This window comes from Faecalibacillus sp. MSK20_93, assembly GCF_020589945.1.
GTDB lineage: Bacteria > Bacillota_I > Bacilli_A > Erysipelotrichales > Coprobacillaceae > Faecalibacillus > Faecalibacillus intestinalis.
Map to the genome: position 1 here is coordinate 13,790 of NZ_JAJDKA010000031.1, position 19,968 is coordinate 33,757.

The 19,968-nt window shown below is 27.9% G+C and carries 16 protein-coding genes, 1 tRNA gene, 1 pseudogene, 1 riboswitch and 1 other annotated feature; of the genes and pseudogenes, 14 read left to right on the forward strand and 4 right to left on the reverse strand.

All coding sequences use genetic code 11. The features are described 5' to 3' along the window. Positions 1 to 68: 68 nt before the first annotated feature. From LJD34_RS09845 to LJD34_RS09870, 7 genes are all read left to right on the forward strand, one after another. Positions 69 to 650, forward strand: coding sequence for a hypothetical protein (locus LJD34_RS09845; protein ID WP_227359772.1), 582 nt, complete (start codon positions 69 to 71; stop codon positions 648 to 650). Between the two features lie 64 nt (positions 651 to 714). Further along, a complete protein-coding gene (locus LJD34_RS09850) occupies positions 715 to 1,815 on the forward strand; it encodes a YaaC family protein (protein ID WP_117481246.1) in 1,101 nt (366 codons plus the stop codon). Between the two features lies 1 nt (position 1,816). Beyond that, the gene (locus tag LJD34_RS09855) at positions 1,817 to 2,869 is read left to right on the forward strand and encodes a hypothetical protein (RefSeq protein ID WP_227359773.1); all 1,053 of its coding nucleotides are present in this window, start codon (positions 1,817 to 1,819) and stop codon (positions 2,867 to 2,869) included. Positions 2,870 to 3,045: 176 nt separating this feature from the next. Beyond that, the gene (locus tag LJD34_RS09860; protein WP_227359774.1) at positions 3,046 to 4,491 is read left to right on the forward strand and encodes an LCP family protein; all 1,446 of its coding nucleotides are present in this window, start codon (positions 3,046 to 3,048) and stop codon (positions 4,489 to 4,491) included. A gap of 394 nt (positions 4,492 to 4,885) precedes the next feature. Further along, positions 4,886 to 5,308 (forward strand): AAA family ATPase, encoded by a 423-nt coding sequence (locus LJD34_RS16445; RefSeq protein ID WP_199596369.1) that lies wholly within the window; start codon positions 4,886 to 4,888, stop codon positions 5,306 to 5,308. Between the two features lie 62 nt (positions 5,309 to 5,370). Next, a complete protein-coding gene (locus tag LJD34_RS16450; RefSeq protein ID WP_264472055.1) occupies positions 5,371 to 5,838 on the forward strand; it encodes an AAA family ATPase in 468 nt (155 codons plus the stop codon). Positions 5,839 to 6,123: 285 nt separating this feature from the next. Then, a complete protein-coding gene (locus LJD34_RS09870) occupies positions 6,124 to 6,537 on the forward strand; it encodes a PD-(D/E)XK nuclease domain-containing protein (RefSeq protein WP_227359775.1) in 414 nt (137 codons plus the stop codon). Positions 6,538 to 6,585: 48 nt separating this feature from the next. On the opposite strand, the gene LJD34_RS09875 is transcribed toward LJD34_RS09870, so the two are convergent. The 4 genes from LJD34_RS09875 to LJD34_RS09890 form a co-directional block, all read right to left on the reverse strand. After that, positions 6,586 to 6,661 (reverse strand) — tRNA-Thr (locus LJD34_RS09875). Between the two features lie 21 nt (positions 6,662 to 6,682). Beyond that, positions 6,683 to 7,105: an aspartate carbamoyltransferase regulatory subunit gene (locus LJD34_RS09880; RefSeq protein ID WP_227359776.1), complete on the reverse strand. Its 423-nt coding sequence runs from the start codon at positions 7,103 to 7,105 to the stop codon at positions 6,683 to 6,685. Continuing rightward, positions 7,105 to 8,034, reverse strand: coding sequence for an aspartate carbamoyltransferase (gene pyrB / locus LJD34_RS09885; RefSeq protein ID WP_227359777.1), 930 nt, complete (start codon positions 8,032 to 8,034; stop codon positions 7,105 to 7,107). Before pyrB ends, LJD34_RS09880 begins: the two co-directional genes overlap by 1 nt. A gap of 49 nt (positions 8,035 to 8,083) precedes the next feature. After that, a complete protein-coding gene (locus LJD34_RS09890) occupies positions 8,084 to 9,532 on the reverse strand; it encodes an amidophosphoribosyltransferase (protein ID WP_227359778.1) in 1,449 nt (482 codons plus the stop codon). Positions 9,533 to 9,617: 85 nt separating this feature from the next. Between LJD34_RS09890 and LJD34_RS09895 the strand changes: the two genes are divergently transcribed. The 7 genes and pseudogenes from LJD34_RS09895 to LJD34_RS09925 all read left to right on the forward strand — a co-directional run. Then, the gene (locus LJD34_RS09895) at positions 9,618 to 10,145 is read left to right on the forward strand and encodes a histidine phosphatase family protein (RefSeq protein ID WP_227359779.1); all 528 of its coding nucleotides are present in this window, start codon (positions 9,618 to 9,620) and stop codon (positions 10,143 to 10,145) included. 71 nt (positions 10,146 to 10,216) lie between these two features. After that, positions 10,217 to 10,387 (forward strand): 4Fe-4S binding protein, encoded by a 171-nt coding sequence (locus tag LJD34_RS09900; RefSeq protein ID WP_032091706.1) that lies wholly within the window; start codon positions 10,217 to 10,219, stop codon positions 10,385 to 10,387. Between the two features lie 164 nt (positions 10,388 to 10,551). Beyond that, a riboswitch (cyclic di-GMP riboswitch) is annotated at positions 10,552 to 10,633 on the forward strand. Positions 10,634 to 10,728: 95 nt separating this feature from the next. After that, the gene (locus tag LJD34_RS09905) at positions 10,729 to 17,070 is read left to right on the forward strand and encodes a collagen binding domain-containing protein (RefSeq protein ID WP_227359780.1); all 6,342 of its coding nucleotides are present in this window, start codon (positions 10,729 to 10,731) and stop codon (positions 17,068 to 17,070) included. Positions 17,071 to 17,147: 77 nt separating this feature from the next. After that, complete coding sequence (locus tag LJD34_RS09910) at positions 17,148 to 18,011, forward strand: hypothetical protein (RefSeq protein ID WP_032091704.1); 864 nt, start codon at positions 17,148 to 17,150, stop codon at positions 18,009 to 18,011. A 10-nt stretch (positions 18,012 to 18,021) separates the two neighbouring features. Next, positions 18,022 to 18,591: a histidine phosphatase family protein gene (locus LJD34_RS09915; protein ID WP_227359781.1), complete on the forward strand. Its 570-nt coding sequence runs from the start codon at positions 18,022 to 18,024 to the stop codon at positions 18,589 to 18,591. A 173-nt stretch (positions 18,592 to 18,764) separates the two neighbouring features. Further along, a complete protein-coding gene (locus LJD34_RS09920; RefSeq protein ID WP_032091702.1) occupies positions 18,765 to 19,430 on the forward strand; it encodes an HAD family hydrolase in 666 nt (221 codons plus the stop codon). Between the two features lie 29 nt (positions 19,431 to 19,459). Continuing rightward, positions 19,460 to 19,692 (forward strand) — a binding site (T-box leader). A 38-nt stretch (positions 19,693 to 19,730) separates the two neighbouring features. Continuing rightward, positions 19,731 to 19,968, forward strand: a pseudogene (locus LJD34_RS09925) (3-deoxy-7-phosphoheptulonate synthase); the annotation flags it as partial.

Genomic DNA, 19,968 nt, shown 5'->3' on the forward strand with positions numbered 1-19,968 from the left:
TGTAAATGGCAACAAGAGGATTTTTGTAAAAATGTTATTATACTTTTTATATGAAAGAAAAGAATACTATGGGAATTGTTATATCAAGTTTTATTATTTTTTTTATTTTGAATAAATATAAATTAGTTATCAATTTTGGGATGCATCCAGTATTTTCTACTGTTTTAATAATTTCAATATATGTTTATTTTATATATTGGTTTAGTAAACAATATTCAAAAGAAGACAACAAAAAACAAAATAAAATAATTTTAAATTGTTGTATATTTATAAATGAATACTTGCCAAGTATATTTTTTGCAACGGGTTTATTGTTTAGTATTATAGGATTAAATGAAATGCTAATAAATGCAAAATTATCTGCAATTATTGATGGATTATCAATAATTGCATTTGGTGTTTCACTTATTGGAATGGGAGGCTCGGTTCAACAAACAAGAAAAAACACCAATGAAAATAATGAATGTAAACAAAAAATTGACGATATGATTTCTTCGAATAATAATGTTTTTGATGAAATTAAAAATTTAAATAAAAAAATGAATCATATGTCAAGTAGGATTAATAGTATTAACAATGAAATAAAGGAAAAGAATAGTATATTTGATTTTATAATAAGAATAAGTAAAAAAACGTTTTCAAAGTTATAAAAAAGCAAATTAATAAGAAAAAATTTATTTTCTTTATTAAAAAATTTGATGGAGGAAATTAAATATGCCAAATAAACAAATTTTTACTGAAAATCCAGAAAATGATCTATGGCAAGAGCTCATGCAATTTTCTTATAAGGCAAATGTAGAAAGATATTTAGAAGAACATAATTTAGTGAAAAGTGAAGATACAATTAATACGATAATTGGTTCTTTTTTACAAGCGAATGAATATTTTAAAGCAAGTAAAACTGTAAATTTACAGATATCTCCACTTCTTTTATATTATGGATCTACTAATTTACTTCTAGGACTGTGTTCTCTAAAAAAAGGTATTAGACCAGAAATAAAAAATCATGGAATGGCTACATTACATACAACAATAGATAATTATATATCTGAAGCAAGTGTACGTTTTAACGACTATAATTTTGGAGGAATTCATCAATTTGCTAAAATTATTGGATTTGATAAGGACTTAACAAAATACGGTGAATGGAAAATGCAAGAATTTTTATCAGCTATTGTTGAGATTGATCGTGATTATAAGAAATGTTATGAAAAAGAAATAGGAAATACTTTATTACTTGATTTATATAATACATCTACGGGCTTGATTGAGAAAATATATGCAAAAAAAGAAATAATGGAATCTATTTTGAATGTTTTGAATAATGTAGAGGATTTTAAAAAAAATTATTTAGATTATCAAACAGGATATGAAAAGGAAACAAATCGAAATTACTTGATTTTAAGAAAAAGGATGACAGGAAAAAATATAAAGAAAATTTCATTTTCTGGGCAACCATATTTACAAGCTGGAATAGAAAAAAATGGACAATTGATCACTTTACCGCAACTGTTTAATATGTACTCAGCACTTTTTATCATGGGTTCATTATGTCGTTATCATCCAGAAATATGGGGACCATTTGTATTGAACGATGAAACAGGAGAACGATTATTATTTGAAAAATTCATATATTATTCTAGAAGAATAATACCTAATATTGTTTTAAATATTATAAATAATGATGATATTACATATGTTACACAACGTTATTCTACAAATGAAACAATAAAGCATGTTAATGAACATGATGTAAAAGAATTAGTTAGAAATGAAATATATGATATAGAAGAAAAAAGGAGAATGATGAAATAACATGAAGAAAGAAAATATTAATGATTTTCGTTCAGAAATTTTTAAATTATGTAATGAAATAAAAAAGAATGATTCTCTACATATTATTCAAGAAACCCTTGAAAAGTTGTTTATGTGTGAAAATATTGAAGAAAAAATTCCAAGTAATATTTTTTTTCATCAAATAGCAAAACATGGAAATAATCAATTTTATGGTTATCTTTTTGCAAATGAAAATTTTGATATGTATAAAGATATATTTCCAATGGCAAAATCTCCAATAAAAGAAGATATTAAAGTATTTGAAAAAGCGCATGCAACAATTTATACTCTTATAAAACTTTGTACCGAGGATATGAGAAATAATTATCCTAAGATTGCAAAAGTGCTAGATCCGTATAGTAAGTATAAACAAATTTCTCCAATCAAAGAAAATGGATATTTAAATAAGGATTTATATAAAAATGCAGTAGATTCTTTTAAAAATTCTGATTTATATAAAAAAGTAAAAAACTCTGCTGTTAATATGTTTATTGAAAAAATTGACCAAATTGAGATTCAAAAAATGTTTATGTCATTAGAGAAAGAAATGGATAGGTGCCCCTTAGATAAGGTACCTAATTGTGCAAAAATCATATTAAAGAAAAGACCAATAGATTTTGAAAAATCAGAATTACTGATAGCACATTTTTTAATGCTCTTTGCATTAAGAAAATCATTAGAAAATGCTTGTAGTTTACTGTTTACAGCTCTTGTAGGAGAAGAACTTATTGTATTTAGTGAAGATAATATTATTAGTATTGATAAAAATTATAAAAATGTAATAAATAAAGTTATTCAAGTAACTTTATTGGGCTTTTTTTCTAAAAAATATTCGAATATTGCAGGTGAAATTGCATTAATTCATTGTAATCCTAATCAAGATTACAATATACATGAATTTGGAATAATCCATACATGTACATCGAGCTTTAACCAAGAAACAGGTGAAACAAGTAATATGACATTACAAGTTGTTGATAACTTGTTAAATCCATATTTTATATTGATGGATCCAATCGATTATAAAAACTGATTTATCATTTTTGAACATAAAATAAGGAATCTTGTTAAAAAGATAATATTTATGAAATATAATGGCGAGGAATATTGCTTTAGCTGATATCAAAGTATACGAATCATAAAAAGGTTTAATTTTTAATTATTTATGTGTATAATGATACTATCATAGAAATAAAAGGGAAATGAATTATGGAAAATATAAAGAAAATTATATCTTGGCCTGTAATATTAGGAATACAGGTCATTACAACAGTAGCATTATTATTTTTTATTTTTAAGCTTAATATTTTACCAACAACATATGCTGTTATGGTTGGGATGATATTTGTTTTATTAGGTTTTATTAATTATGCATTAATGAGACCTAATAAAAAAGAACATCATCATAAAACAAAACCAAGAGAGATTGTTGGTAAAGTAATAAGTTTATTATTAAGTGTTTTAATGATCTTTGGATCAGTAATGATCAATAAAGGTTATTCAACATTAGATGATATTACGAATTCTAATACGAAATCTGCACATTATGCAATTGTTGTATTAAAAAGTAGTAAAATAAATAGTTTATCTGAATTACAAAATGAGTCGATTGAATATTGTTTACAATATGATAAAGAAAAAGATATGAATCAAGTTATTGCTGAAGCTAAAAAGAAAGAATCAAGCTTGAATTTTGATGTTGCTATGACATATTCAAAACTAGGGGATGATCTTTATAATAATACCGTTAATGCTATATTAATTAATACAGCATATAATGGTATGTTTGAAGAAAATCATCCAGATTTTCAAAATGAAGTTAAAGAAATATGGACAAGTGATATAGAAACAAAAGTCAAAGACTTTTCAACAAGAGTTTCTGTAACAAATACACCATTTATTATTTATATCAGTGGTATTGATACATATGGAAGTATTACAACAGTATCTAGATCAGATGTTAATATGATCGTTACTGTTAATCCAAATACAAAGAAGATCTTATTAACATCTATTCCAAGAGATTACTACGTAACTCTTGCGAATATGAAAAAAAAGGATAAGTTAACGCATTCAGGTATTGCTGGACCTGAAAATACGGTTAAAACAATGGCTCAGTTTTTAGGGACAGATATCAACTACTATGCAAGAGTTAACTTTACATCATTGGTCACAATGGTTGATGCATTGGGTGGTATTACTGTTAATGTTGATCGAGATTTTAGTGCGGGTGGTTATACCTATAAATTAGGTCTTCAACAAATGAATGGTAAAGAAGCATTAGCTTATTCAAGAGAAAGACATTCATTTGCTGATGGAGATAATGTACGTGTAAAACATCAACAAGATGTTTTAATGGCTATGCTTAATAAAATGATGTCACCTGCAGTTATTACTAATTATAGTAGTGTTTTAAAAGCTATATCAGGATGTTTTGAAACAAATATGGCATCGAGTGATATAACAGATTTAATCAAAATGCAAATAAATGATAATGCTTCATGGACATTTAAACAAAAACAATTTACCGGAACAGGAGTTATGCAAACAGGTGGAGCTTACATGCCTGATAGCAAACTTTATTATATGATTCCAAATGATGATAGTGTTAAAGAAAATCTACAAGCAATTAAAGATGTCTTAAATGGGAAATAGTTATTCTAGTTGCTAAAAGTGATCGTTGAGTAATAATAGATAACATTGATTATATAGCGCTCTAAATAATCGCGTGTTTTAGAAAAATCACTTTAAATTATTAAGGGGATATTGATTTCACATCAATATCCCCTCTAAAATATCTAATGTTTTTTAGGAGGAAAATTAGGCTGATGATCAGTCTTGATTTTCCTCCTTTATTTTTATTGTTATCGTGATTTTTCTACTCTAGTTTTCCTATATACTTAATCAACTACCATTTTCCATTAGATTTAGATAAGCTAAAAATCATAACTATGAAATATTCAATATAGATCAAATTAAAAATTGAATTTATATTCATCAGTAAACATCTCTAAAATAGTTTATAATATGTAAAGAAAGGGTGATAGAAATGAAGAAAATACCAATAAGAACGAAAAGTTTTTCAAGACTTGTAGAAGGAAATTATTATTTTGTAGATAAGACCTTGATGATCAAAGAGTTCTTAGATAGAGGAACAGATGTAACATTGATTACTCGTCCTAGAAGATTTGGAAAAACCATCAATATGTCAATGATGGCAGAATTCTTTGATATTACCAAAGACTCTAAAGAAATCTTTAAAGGTACAAAAATCATGGAAACACCTTATGTAGCTGAAATCAATCAATATCCAACAATCTTTATCTCTTTTGCGGATGCCAAAAGAGATAAAGAAACAGTTGTTTCGACGATAAGAACACAAATACAAATTCAATGGGATAAATATGATTTTGTATTTGAAAATCTTAAGGGATTTAAGAAAATAAATTATGAAAGACTTATGAAGTATTAGCTGATAATAACAAGAATAATCTTAAGGGAATAGATGATGCAATTTCATTCTTGATGGAAATAATGGAAGATTATTATGGAAAAGAAGTTATGGTATTCATAGATGAATATGATACACCATTTGTAGAAGCACATACAGGAGGGTTCTATGATGAAGTAAGAGGAGGACTTGCAGGATTGCTTCATAATTCTCTTAAAACATCAACCAGCTTAAAATATGCGATGCTTACAGAAATTCAAAGAGTGGCTAAAGAAAATATTTTCAGTGATTTAAATAATTTAGATGTGTATACAGTAATTGATAATGATTATAGTGAATATTTTGGATTCAGTATAGAAGAAACCAAAGAATTACTTGAATATTATGATTTAGAATTAAATGATGAAGTCAAAGAAATGTATGATGGCTATAAAATGGGAGATAAAGAAATCTATAATCCATGGTCTATTTTAAATTATGCAAGAAGAAAAGTACTTGTTCCTTATTGGGTCAATACGAGTGCTAATACAATGCTTAAACAAGCTATATAAAAAGTAGACTAGGACTTTAAAAAACAATATGAAAAACTTATAAAGAATAACTATTTAGAAACAAGAGTTGTCCTTCAAACAAGCTTTTATGAAGTGGCAAATACACCTAACTTATGGGGGATGTTTGTAAGTGCTGGATATTTAACAGTAGTAAAAGCAATTGATCCAAAAAAAGAAAAGTTTAGAATTACGATACCAAATTATGAGGTAAGAAGATAATTTATAAGATTAACGGAACATCAATTAGGAATGAACAATGGATAATATGATCGCATTGTTGACAATTTGATTGCTGAAAACAAAAATGATTTTTTCAAAAATTATCAAAATGTATTAATGATTCCAAGATATCATGATTTAAATAATGAAAACAGTTATCATATGATGATGTTAGGAATGTGTTTATGTCTATCAGATAACTATAAAGTTATTTATAATCGAGAAGAAGGTAAAGGAAGATGTGATCTCATTATCCAGGCTCATGATGAAAAGAAAACATCGTTTATTATTGAATTTAAGTATTTCAAAGAAGATAAAAAAGATTTTGAAAAAGCATTGGATAAATTATCAAATGAAGCTATTCAACAAATCAAAGATAGAAGATATGATTATGATTTAAAAGGAAAAGTGATTTATATAGGCTTAGGCCATCATGGAAAAGATGTCATGATGAAATGGGAAGAAAAGGTTTATATTTGATGTTTGTTATTATAATAAAAAAAAATCAACGCTTGTTGATTTTGATAATGGTGCTGGAGATGGGATTTGAACCCACAGCCTACTGGTTACGAGTCAGTTGCTCTACCGTTGGAGCTACTCCAGCATAGAAATAGAAGCAAAGCTTCTATTTTTTTTCAACTTTTGTTTCACAATAAAGACAACGATAAATACGTTTTTCTTCATTGGCTAAGTAGAATACATGATCTAAACCTTGTTCTGTTGAAGTAATACAACGAGGATTTTTACATCTTTCTACATTAATGATTTTTTTAGGAAGTTGTAATTTTTTCTTTTCAACTAGTTCACCATTTTTAATAATACATACAGTAATATTAGGATCTAAATAACCTAATACATCTAAATCTAAAGTGAACTCTTCATCTATTTTTAAAATATCTTTTTTACCAATTTTATTAGATTTAACGTTTTTAATAATAGCAACGCTACAATCTAATTTATCTAATCCTAGTGCTTTATAAACTTCTAAAGATTTACCAGCAGTAATATGATCTAAAACAATCCCGTTTTTAATACTATCTATCTTCATTATCTTTCTACCTCATTTTCCAATCCTAACATTTTTAAAATAAGTGCCATACGCATAAAACGTCCGTTTTGAACTTGATCAAAATACTTAGCTCTTGGATCATCATCGACCTCAATAGCAATTTCATTAACACGAGGTAATGGGTGCATAACGATTAAATCAGATTTTGATTTTTCTAATTTCTTTAATTCTAAAATGTATGTATCTTTTAAACGAATATAGTCTTGTTCATTAAAGAATCTTTCTTTTTGAACACGCGTCATATAAAGAATATCTAAATCTTCAATAACTTCTTCAATTGTTTCTACTTCTTTGTAGTCTAAGTTTTTAGCATCTAATAAATCATGTTTTAAATATTCAGGAATTTTAAGTTCAGGTGGTGCAATAAACACGAATTTAATATTTTTATAACGTGACATTGCTTTTGTAAGAGAATGAACTGTACGTCCGAATTTTAAATCCCCACAAAATCCAATTGTTAGATTAGCTAATCTACCTTTTTCTCTATAAATAGTAAGTAAATCAGTTAAAGTTTGCGTTGGATGGTTATGACCACCATCTCCAGCATTGATTAAAGGTACTGTACTTTTTCTTGTAGCAACAAGAGGTGCTCCTTCTTTTGGATGACGCATTGCAATAATATCGCAATAGCTTGAAACAACACTAATAGTATCACTAACACTTTCACCTTTAGAAGCGCTTGTATTGCTTGCACTTGAAAAACCTAAAACATTTCCACCAAGTGATAACATAGCTGATTCAAAAGAAAGTCTTGTACGTGTACTTGGTTCAAAAAAGAGTGTAGCTAGAATTTTATGACGACAAACATCTTGATAGCGTGTACGATCTTTAATAATATCATTCGCAATATCAATTAGTTCATCAATTTCTTCTACACTTAAATCCATTGGGTCAATTAAATATTTCATAATAGTCTCCTTTTTTTTCTTCAATATTATAGCACTCCTTAGAAAGCTATTAAATATATTTTAAAAAAAATACGGAAATTTTCTTTCCGTATTTTTTTTTACCATTAAAACAATAAGTACAGATCTTATCACTATCAAGTCCAATAGCTTGAAGCATATCATCCAAACGATTAAAACGTAAAGAAGTAAAATTAAGTTCTTTACGGATTTCTTCTACCATTGCATTATATTCAGGAGTATCTGGATCACTATATGTTTCTAACATATTGATATCATTTTCTCCTTCACGTTTTTTAATAACACGACGTGTAATTAAATCCATATCACTTGTACTTCTTGAAAAGTTTAAGTAAGGACATCCATACATAATTGGAGGACAAGCAGGTCTGATATGGACTGCTCTTGCTCCAGAGTTATATAAATATTCAGTTGTATCTCTTAGTTGTGTTCCACGAACAATTGAATCATCAATTAATAATAATGATTTTCCTTTAATCAAGCTAGCAATTGGAATTAATTTCATTTTTGCAATTAAATTACGATCCGCTTGAATTTGTGGCATAAATGAACGTGGCCACGTAGGTGTGTATTTAATAAAAGGTCTTCCATATTGAATATGTGATTCATTTGAATAACCAATCGCATGGGCAATTCCACTATCAGGAACACCTGCTACAAGATCAATATCTTTAATATCATCTCTTTGAGCCATTAAACGACCACATTCATAACGCATTTCTTCAACATTACGTCCTTCATAACAACTTGTTGGATAACCATAGTATACCCATAAAAATGAACAAATTTTCATTTTATCATTGGCTTCTACAAGTGTTTTCACTTCTTCACTGGTCATAAAACAAACTTCACCAGGTCCTAATTCTTTATATAAAGAATAGCCTAAATTGATATAAGCATGACTTTCAAACGAAGCACAGAATCCATTTTCCCCCTTACCAATATTTAATGGAGTTCTTCCTAATTTATCACGTACTAAATACAAACCATCTTTTGTCATCAACATAAAAGAAATAGAACCTTTTACTTTTCTTAAAACATTGATAATTCCATCAACATAAGTATCCTTTTGATTGATCATTGCAGCAATCAATTCAGTTTGATTCACTTCTCCCCCAGACATCTCTAGAAAATGAGTATGCCCATTATCAAAAGCATCTTGAATCAATTCTTCCATATTTGCAACTCTACCTACAGAAACAATTGCATAACTACCTAAACGACAATTGATTAAAAGAGGTTGAGGTTCATTGTCTGAAATACAACCAATCCCCATTTTTCCAGACATTTCTTTAATATCATTTTCAAACTTAGTTCTAAATGGTGAATTTGAAATATTATGAATTGCACGGTTAAAACCGTTTTCTCCATAAACTGCAATCCCACCTTTTTTTGTTCCTAAATGAGAATGATAATCAATACCAAAAAACAAATCAGTGACACAGTCTTTACGACTGACAACGCCAAACATACCACCCATATGTAATTTTCTCCTTTTTCATTTGTTCTCTAAATGCCAAAAATATGATAACATAAAACAAAATGAAGATAAAGGACATAAAAAAATGAAATTATATATAGTAAGACATGGTCAAACAGGTTATAACATTGATAATAAAGTTTGTGGCATTTCGGATGTGGAATTAATATCTTTAGGAAAGCAACAAGCTAAAATGGCCAGTGAACAATTAAAAGATATTTCATTAGATATGATTTTTGCCTCACCACTTCAAAGAGCACATGAAACTGCAAAAATCATAAATGAAAATCATCAATTAGAAATTAAAATAGATTCTAGAATTCAAGAAATCAATTTTGGCAAATTTGAAGGAATTGTTAATAATGAAGAATTTCAATATTATAAACAAAATCATGGACTCCATTATCCAGGCGGAGAATCTTTATTCCAAGTAGTCCATCGTGTGTATAGTTTTTTAGAAGAACTTGAAAATAAATATCCTGATAAAAACATTTTAGTTGTTTGTCATGGAGGTATCGTGCGTGTCATTCATAGTTATTTTCATGATATGACAAATGAAGAATTAATGACATGGTTACCCGAAAATTGTTGTATTCAAAGCTATGAAAAATAGTGACTTTGTATTGACTGAAAAGTGGAAAGTGTTATACTAATTATAGGAAAAAAGGAAAAGGAGAGTTAAATATGAACGTAGATAAAGATACTTGTATCGGATGTGGAGCATGTGCTGGTGTTTGTCCTGTAGAAGCTTTAGCATTTGATGACGAAGGAAAAATGGAATGTGACAAAGATACATGCATTGGATGTCAAGCATGTGTTGGAACTTGTCCAGTAGAAGCTATTTCAGCTGAATAATAAGATAAATTTAATAGTTATAAAGGACTTTTTATGATATATGGTTATATCAAAAAAGTCCCTTTTATTATGTTGAAAATTTTTCGGTCGAAAAAAAGCATATTTTGGTCGTAAAGGATATTTTTTGTTGAAATTATGTGATAATATTAGTTTATAAAAATTATATATTTTAAAGGCAAAACTATTGAAAAATAGTGACGCAAAGCTACAGAACTGAACCGTAAGGAAGTTGGCTGAGTTGCAGATGATGTGTACTTAGTCTTTTCTTGCGGCTTTTTCTTTATAATTATCATTTATCGTCAATATTTTTTTATAGTTTTGTAAAATTGGGAGGAAGAATAATGAATAGAAAGAAGAAGTTGTTTTCACTGTTATTGGTGGTAGTCATGATAGTAACAGCAGTTTCAACAAATGTATTTAGTGCATTTGCTGAAGAATCGGTAGATTTATCTCAATTTATTGATAAAAATCTACCAAGTGATGTAGTTGATAGAAGTTATATTAAAATTGGAGACCATATTTTACAGCCGAATATAGAAAACAAAATACCGTATGGTTCAGCAATTTCTATCAAACTAGTATGGGGATTTATTGATAATCAGTTTCCAACAAAAGATAATAATACAATGGTTTATACTTTGCCTGATGGAATAACCATGGAAGAAGGAATTAAGGAACTAAAAGAAGGTGCGGAAACTGTAGGACATTTTGAAATAAAAGGTAATACAATTACAGTTAAATATAATGCAGGAGATCAAAGTGAATTATTTTTTAGTAAATCAAATAGACATGGTTCACTTATCATCAATGGAACTTTGAGTGATTCATTTACAAACAATCATGAAGGTGGAAAAGGGAAACTAGACTTACCAGGTGTTGGTCAATTTATCATTGATATGGATCGTGATACATCTAATGATAAAGTTGAAATAGAAAAAACAGGTGGAAAAGTTATAAGCGAGGGGGATAACCTTTCTGCAAAATTCAAACTAAAGGTTTCAGCAACTGGTTCACAAACAAACGTTGTTGTGACTGATCAAATGGATGAAAATATGACATTAGATGGAGATGTTCAATTTTACACAGATGAAGCCTGTACAATTTCTTATACTGGTACAGTTACAAATAATTTAAAAGAAACTAATAAATTTCAATATACAATTGGAAGTATGAATGATAAAGAAGTTTTATATGCTAAATATAAAGTAAAAGTAAAAAAAGATGTTTTTGCATATAATCCGGATGATTGGAATTCTAAAGTTGGAAATAACATAACTGTAAAGAGTGATACACAAACAAATGAAAAAAATTCTTACAAGAAATTAGAATATACTAAGAAAAATTGGGCGGAAAAAAAGCATAGTGTTACTGGTGATGATAGTAATAAAGTTATCAATTGGGAAGTTACGTTAAATCCTGGGGGTAATTTTGATATTGGTGGTTCTACTATTAAAGATTCGTTAGGTGATAATATTGGTGAATATATTGATGGAAGTTTTAAATGTAGTCCTTCTATTGAAGGATTAACATGGGAAAGTTTAACAACTGGAAATTTCCAAGTACCTGCTGGATGTGATAAGGAGTACAAGATTACTTACCAAACTAAATTTGGTGAAGATCCTAGTAATGCGCCAGCCATTACAAAGAGTAATACGTTCACTATTAATCCTTTTGGTAATACACAAAACACGGATTATACAGATTCATTTAAAGTAGGAAAAGAAAATTATCAATTTATTGAAAAAACTTGTCTAACAACAGGAAATTCACAAGAGGTTGCATGGCAAATAAAAATTAATGTTCCTGAAAATGGTATAAATCATTTAATTGTTAAAGATACAACGCCAGAAGGAATGAATTATAAATCATATCAAGTTAAAAGTGGATATAATGGTACACCAATATTTAGTCAAAAGGATAGAGAATTAACTTTTGACTTTGGAAAAGTAAATGAAGGAACTATTATTATACAAGTTATTACATCTCTAGATAATATTCCATCAACAACAACATCTTATGCAAATAAAGGTGAATGTTTTAATGAAACAAAGAAATTAGGGGAAAGTAATGCTAATTATGATTATAAAATTGAAACTTTTCTTGAAAAAGAAGGTTATTGGGGTAGCTCTTGTAATAAAGATGAAATGGCTTGGAAATTAATTGTAAAAAAAGTACCAACCGATGCAAAAAATGTTTTTATTGAAGATACACTTCCTGAAAATACACAGTATGTAGATAACTTATTAGATATAATTGAAAAATGGGATAGTCAAATAACAAATGAAGAGATTCTTAAGAATATTCAAGTAGAAAAAGAAAACGGAAAAGTTAAGTTTATATTTACAAATGCAGCATTAGATTATTTGAAAATAAATTCTTTAAATCTAACATATAAAGCAAGCATTATAGATGTTTCAAAAGCACTAGGAGATAAAGCCTATGACAATAAGGCGTCTTTATCTATTGATGGCAATATTTCAACAGCAACAGCTACAAGATGGTTTGGGTTATCAAAAAACGATATTTTAAAGAAAGAATATACTTATAATCAAGATACAGCACCAAATGTTAGATATAAAATTACGGTGAATGAAGGTGCAATTAAATTAAATGAGGGTAAAGATATCGAACTTGTTGATGAAATGGGAAGTGCTCTTGATTATTATATGAATAGTTTAACAATTAATGGTAATAAAGCTACGGCTAATCAAGTAAGCTATGATGAAACAAAACATGTATTAAAAATAATAATTCCTGATGAAAAGAAAGTTGTTCTTGAATATGAAGCAACTATTAATTTACCAGTAGGTGAAGATAGTAGCGCATTAAATGAAACAAATGCCTACAATAAGTGTTCTTTAAAAGGAATACCAAATCAATCTGAATTAGAGACGTATGTTTCTTTGAAAGGAAAAGTACTTGAAAGTTCAGGAGCTTCCACAGGGAATGGCGTCAGTATAAAACTTTATAAATGTGATAAAGATGATCAAACAAAAGCCTTAGAAAAAGCCAAATTTAGCTGTAGTGAAGTAACATATAATAATAATTTTGAAACAACTGCTACAAAATTAAAAGCAGAGGGCGAAACATTACCAACGGGTTATCTTACTTTTTCTGGGTTGAGTAGAAATGTTCTTTATAGAATTGTTGAAACAGAAGCACCTGATAATTATAAATTAGATGCTACACCACATTATTTTATATTTAAAGGAAATAGTGAAGAAAATTATCCTGAAGCTATTAAAGAAGGAGATAATACTTATCCTGTAACACTTATTGATAAAACACAAGCAATGCATTTTTATACAATTTCTAACGAAAAAGGAACAACAAAAGAAAATACTATTGAAATTAGTAAAATAGATGCACAGACGAAATCTGAATTGAAGAACGCACACCTAAGTATTATTAATAAAGATACAAATGAAACTGTAAAAAGTTGGATAACTGGCGAAAATAATAATCCAGGAAAAGTTAAACTAGAACCAGGAACATACGTTTTAAAAGAAACCAAAGCACCAGAGGGATATATGGTAGCTGATGATATTACGTTTGTTGTGGATAATGATGGTAATATAGTTGGCAATGATCAAAATACAATAATCATGGAAGACAAACATATCGAAAAAGGTAAACTTATTCTAACTAAAACAGTAGAAGGGAATATTTCTAAAGAAAATGCCAAAAAGATTACATTTAAAGTAATGAATCAAGAAACAAAGAAGACAGATAAATATACTTTAGATGAGTTTTCGTATGATGAAGCAAGTAAAACTTGGACAAAAGAGTTAGATGTTTTAGCTGAAGAATATACAGTTGAAGAAACAAATTCATCAGTGGAAGGTTATACAGTAAAAACAACTTATAAAATTGATACACAAGAAATAGAAGGTAAAAAAACTGAAAGTATACAAATTGAAAATCAAGGTGAAGTAACTGTAGCCTTTAAAAATAGTTACACTCCAAAACCATATGAAGTAGCTATAAGCAAACAAGATCTAACAAATGAAAAGGAAATTGCTGGAGCAACACTTAAAATAGTAAATCAAAAAACAAAAGAAGAAGTAGCTTCATGGGTCAGTGAAAAAGATAAGACACATACTGTTTCATTACCGTTTGGTGAGTATATACTTATTGAAGAAGTAGTACCTGACGGTTATAAAAAAGCAGATGATATTTATTTTAAAGTTTCTAAAAATGGAGAAATATCTATAAAAGGTAAGGATGGTACTTATAGTAAAACAAATAAAGTCATCATGAAAGATGAGGCAAAACCTGGAAAAATAGTAATTAGTAAAAGTGTTACTGGTTCAATCAATAAAGAACAAGCTGAAAAAGTTATAAGTTTTAAAGTAACAAATAATTCAACGAAAGAAGTAAATACGTATTCATTAAAAGACTTTAATTATGATGAAAGTAATAAAAAATGGACAAAGGAATTAATACAAGTTGCAGGAGGATATAAAGTTGAAGAATTAGTAACGTCTATAAAAGGGCATAAATTATCTTTAACTCAATATCAAATAAATGAAAATGGTGAAATAAAAGAAAAGGTAACAGATAAAATAGCAGAAAAGGTTACTGTTAAAAAAGATAAAACGACATTTATTGAATTTGAAAATAATTATGATTTAAATGTGTTTGATGTTGAAATAGATAAGACAGATATTTCTGGTACAAAAGAAGTAGATGGTGCGAAGTTAAAAGTAATTGATGAAGAAGGTAATCTAGTAGAAAGATGGATTTCTGGTCAAGATGATGAAAAAACGCATAAATTAAAATTATCTCCTGGGAAATATACTCTTATTGAAGAAGAAGCTCCTTATGGTTATAGAGTGGCGGATCCTATTGATTTTACAGTGAATGAAAATGGTAAGATTGAAGGCATGAGTGAAAATAAAATCACTATGAAAGATGAAAAAACACAAGCTAAATTAATTCTTACTAAAACAATAGAAGGGGATATTCCCAAAAAAGATGCACAAAAGATTACTTTTAAAGTAATAAATCAAAAAACAAACAACGTAGATAAATATACTTTAGATGATTTTTCTTATGATGAAGTAAACAAAATTTGGACGAAAGAATTGGATGTTTTAGCTGGAAAATATACAGTTGAAGAAACAAATTCATCAATAGAAGGTTATACAGTTAAAACAACTTATATAATAAACGGACAAGAAGTAGAAGGTAAAAAAACAGAAAGTATACAAATTGAAGATCAAGGTGAAGGAAATGTAGCTTTTAAAAATAGTTATACTCCAAAATTATATGAAGTCTCTATTCGTAAACAAGATATCTTAAATAATGAAGATATTGAGGGCGCTAGTTTACAAATCCAAAATAAGGATACAGGTGAAATTATTAGTATTGATTCATCAAAGGATGGACAAAAGGTTAATCTTGGATATGGAAATTATATTTTAACTGAAATAACTGCACCTGATGGTTATAAAATTGCGAATCCTATCGAATTTGTGGTTACAAAAGATGGAAAAGTAAAAATCAATGATAAAGTGGTCAATGAAGTTATCATGAAAGATCAACCTATAGGTAAATTGGTTATTACTAAAACAATTCAAGGAAATTTATCAAAGGAACAAATTGGTGATTCAATAAAGTTTGAAGTAACACAAAATGATACACAAAAATCTCATATATATTCATTAAATGATTTTATTTATGATGGAAATCGTTGGATTCTAGAATTAGAAGAAAATACAGGAGGTTATACTGTCAAAGAACTTGTTGATGATATACATGGTTATACCCTTGTAAAAACAATCTACATGATAGGAAATGAAGTAAATGAAGGTAAAAGTGTAGATGTTGATGTAGAAAAAGGAACTACAGCAACAGTAGCTTTTGAAAATACTTATGAATTAACAACTTATGATGTAAAAGTTGATAAAGTAGACAAAGAAAATGATGAAAAAATAGCAGGTGCAGAGCTTAAAGTTATTAATCAAGCAAATGAAGAAATTGCTCACTGGATAACGGATGGTAAAAATTCTTATAATTTAAAATTAGTACCTGGAACTTATACATTAATTGAAGTAAACGCACCAAAAGGTTATGAAATAGCTAAGCCAATAACATTTGTTGTTGGGAAAGAGGGTAAAGTTGTTGACTATAAAAACAATAAGATTATTATGAAAGATAAAGCTAAACCAGGTAAACTTGTGATTGCTAAAATTATAAAAGGTAATATTTCAAAAGAACAAGCAGAAAAATCTATAAAATTTGAAGTTATAGACAAAGATACACAAGATAAAAAGGTCTATTCATTAAATGATTTTGAGTATGATGAAAATAGTGGAAAGTGGATGTTAGAGTTAACAAAAGTTGCTGGTAAACATACAGTCAAAGAGCTTACTGATGATGTTCAAGGATACAAGCTTACTCATATAGTATCTATCATAGATGGAAAAGAAAAAGGTGATGTAGCAGCAAATCTCAATGTAGAAAAAGATGAAACAACAACTATTGAATATACAAATAATTATGAAGAAAACAAAATAGAAACTAAAGAAAATAAATCTGATCAAACTCCAAAGCAAGAATCTAAAAAAGCTAAAACGGGTGATGATACACAAATTTTAGAAAATCTTATGTTATTGATATCTTCATTGGGTGGAATTTTATTTGGACTTAGATTTTATAGAAGAAAAAATGAGTTTTAATTTTTAGAAGAAATACGGTAATGATTTATCGTATTTTTTTTATTTTAAATGTGTTAAAATAATGCAGGAGGTTTTTTATGAAGACAACAATACATACATTAAAAAAAGAATACAAAGATAATCAAACTTACTTAAATGAAAAACAAAAGCTTTTTCAAAATTTGACATATCATATGATAGAAAAAGAACTTCATCATAATGATATTGATATAAAATATGAAGAAGTTTTAAATTACTATAATGATTGTAAAGATACTGATGAAACAATTGCATATTTTGATGAAAAATATGATCAACAATTAGATCGATTAGGTGAAAAAAATGAAATGTTTGACGATGATGCACTTGTTTATTATATTGTTAAAGTCATTGAACATCATGAAGATATTCATCAAGTTCCAGATAAAAACTATATAGCTAGTGATATTATTGATTTGATTCAAAAAGATCATGATTATTATGATTTGCTTGAACAAACACAAAGTATCATGAAGCGTTTAATCAAAATGAAACATGAAAAAAATCAAGACTTACAAAATACGTTTAGTCCTTATGGTATTGATTTGGAACAATTTTTTACACGTGTTTTCCAAGAAATTGATTATGTTGAACATCAAGGTTCTTTTCTTACAAAAATTTATTCACTTTTAAAAGAACTACAAAATGAGTATGCTCTTTCTTTAAGATATGTAGAAATTCAAATGGATGTTTTAAGCACCCTTACAAAATATACTCAAGAAAATTTAGATGAAGAAATAAAAGAGCTTTGTAAGAATTATCCACAATATCGCTTTATGCTTTATTACAAAATAATGACAACTTTACAACAAATAGGAAATAATGATTTGTTGAAAAAATATTATCAAGAAATTAATACTTGTATACCCATGAATGAAGAACAAAAAGATTTATTAGAAGTGATTCAAGAAATCTTTGGATAGGAGAGTTTTTATGAAAAAAGATTTATATTTAATGAGACATGGACAAACATTATTTAATGTTAGAAGAAGAATTCAAGGATGGTGTGATTCACCATTAACTGAATTAGGAAAACAACAAGCTTTAAAAGCTAAAGAATACTTAAAAGATATTTCTTTTGATCATTATTATAGTAGTACCTCAGAAAGATGTTGCGATACGATTGAACTTATTATTGGAGACCATTATTATAAAAGATTGAAGGGATTAAAAGAAAGAAATTTTGGTTTATTTGAAGGAGAAAGTGAAGATTTAAACCCTAAGTTTGATGATTTTGGTTATGATGATTTATTTCCACATTATGGTGGAGATAGAAGAGAAGATGTACAAAAAAGATTAAAAGAAACACTTACAGATGTGATGGATAAAGAAGATCATCAAACAGTTCTTGCTCTTTCACATGCTGGTGCTTGTATGTGTTTTTTATCCACTGTTATTGATCCTGGAGAAGTATTAAAAAGTGGAGGCCTTACTAATTGTTGTATATTACATTTTACATTTGAAAATGATACTTTTAAGTTTGTTGAAATTATTCGACCATAATAAAAAAACATTGATAAAAAGTAGACTTTTTAAATCAAAAGAGGTAAAATAAATGTGAGAAAAATAGTAGAGGTTGGCTACTTCATATAAACTTACTTTCCACTTGTCATAATATAAAAAGAGAACCAACCAAGAAGAAACAGGGTGACCTGTTTTTTCTTTTAGGAGGAGATATGGTTATTTATTTTGATTTAGACGATACACTTTATCGTTTATATGATCCTTTTTATAAAGCTTATCAAAAAGTATTTCATGAAGATCTTGATATATATGCTTTATGGAAACAAAGTAGAATCTATAGTAATGAAATTTACCCAAAATATTTAAATAAATTAATAACAAAAGATGAATTATCTACTTATCGTTTAAAGAATGCTTTTAAAGATTTTCATCAATTCATTACAAATCAACAAGCACTTGATTTTCAAAAAGTCTATGAAGATCAACAAGCACATTTAACATTATCTTCTACAATGAAAGAACTTTTTAACTACTTAAAAGAAAAGAATATTTCTTATGGTATTATTACTAATGGAAAAGAAAAAACACAAATGAATAAAATTAATTCATTATTTCCAATCATTGATTTTCCTATTATAATTTCAGAAAAAGTAGGTTATCAAAAACCACAAAAAGAAATCTTTGAATTAATTCAAGGAAATGATAGTTACTATGTAGGAGATGGTTATGAAATAGATATGATGGGAGCTTATCAAGCAGGAGTAAAGACGATTTGGTATAATCATCAAAAACAAGAAAAGGATACTTCTTTTATTGATTTTGTTGTTTATAGTGATGAAGAATTATTAGAGGTGGTTAAGAAGTTAAATAATGATTGACACAGGAAACGATGTCAAGTAGAATAAACATAAATACAGTGACTAGACCTAGTAACAAATGATTAAAATATAGAGAGTCTTTGGTTGGTGGAAAAAGATTTGGCGTCATTTGTGAATACAGCTATGAGTAGAATGTTGAATTGAGTAGGCATCTCCGGTGATCACCGTTACATGATGAGAGTATGATTGTACTTGATGAGGCTTAAAGGGTGACCTTTAGGTGAAAAAAGGTGGTACCACGGGAATAGAGCTCGTCCTTTATAGGATGAGTTTTTTTGTTTATAAAGGAGGAAAAAGAAAATGATTATTGTATTAAAACAAGAAGCTAAAACTGAAGATGTGACAAGAATTGAAAAAAATATTGAAGAAAAAGGACTACAAGTTCATGTTTCAAAAGGAGAAAATCAAACAATAATGGGACTCATTGGAGATACAACAAAAGTAGATCCAGAATCGATAGAAGTTGATCCAGCTGTAGAAAAGGTCATGCATGTATCAGAACCATATAAATTAGCTAATAGAGCTTTCCATCCAGAAG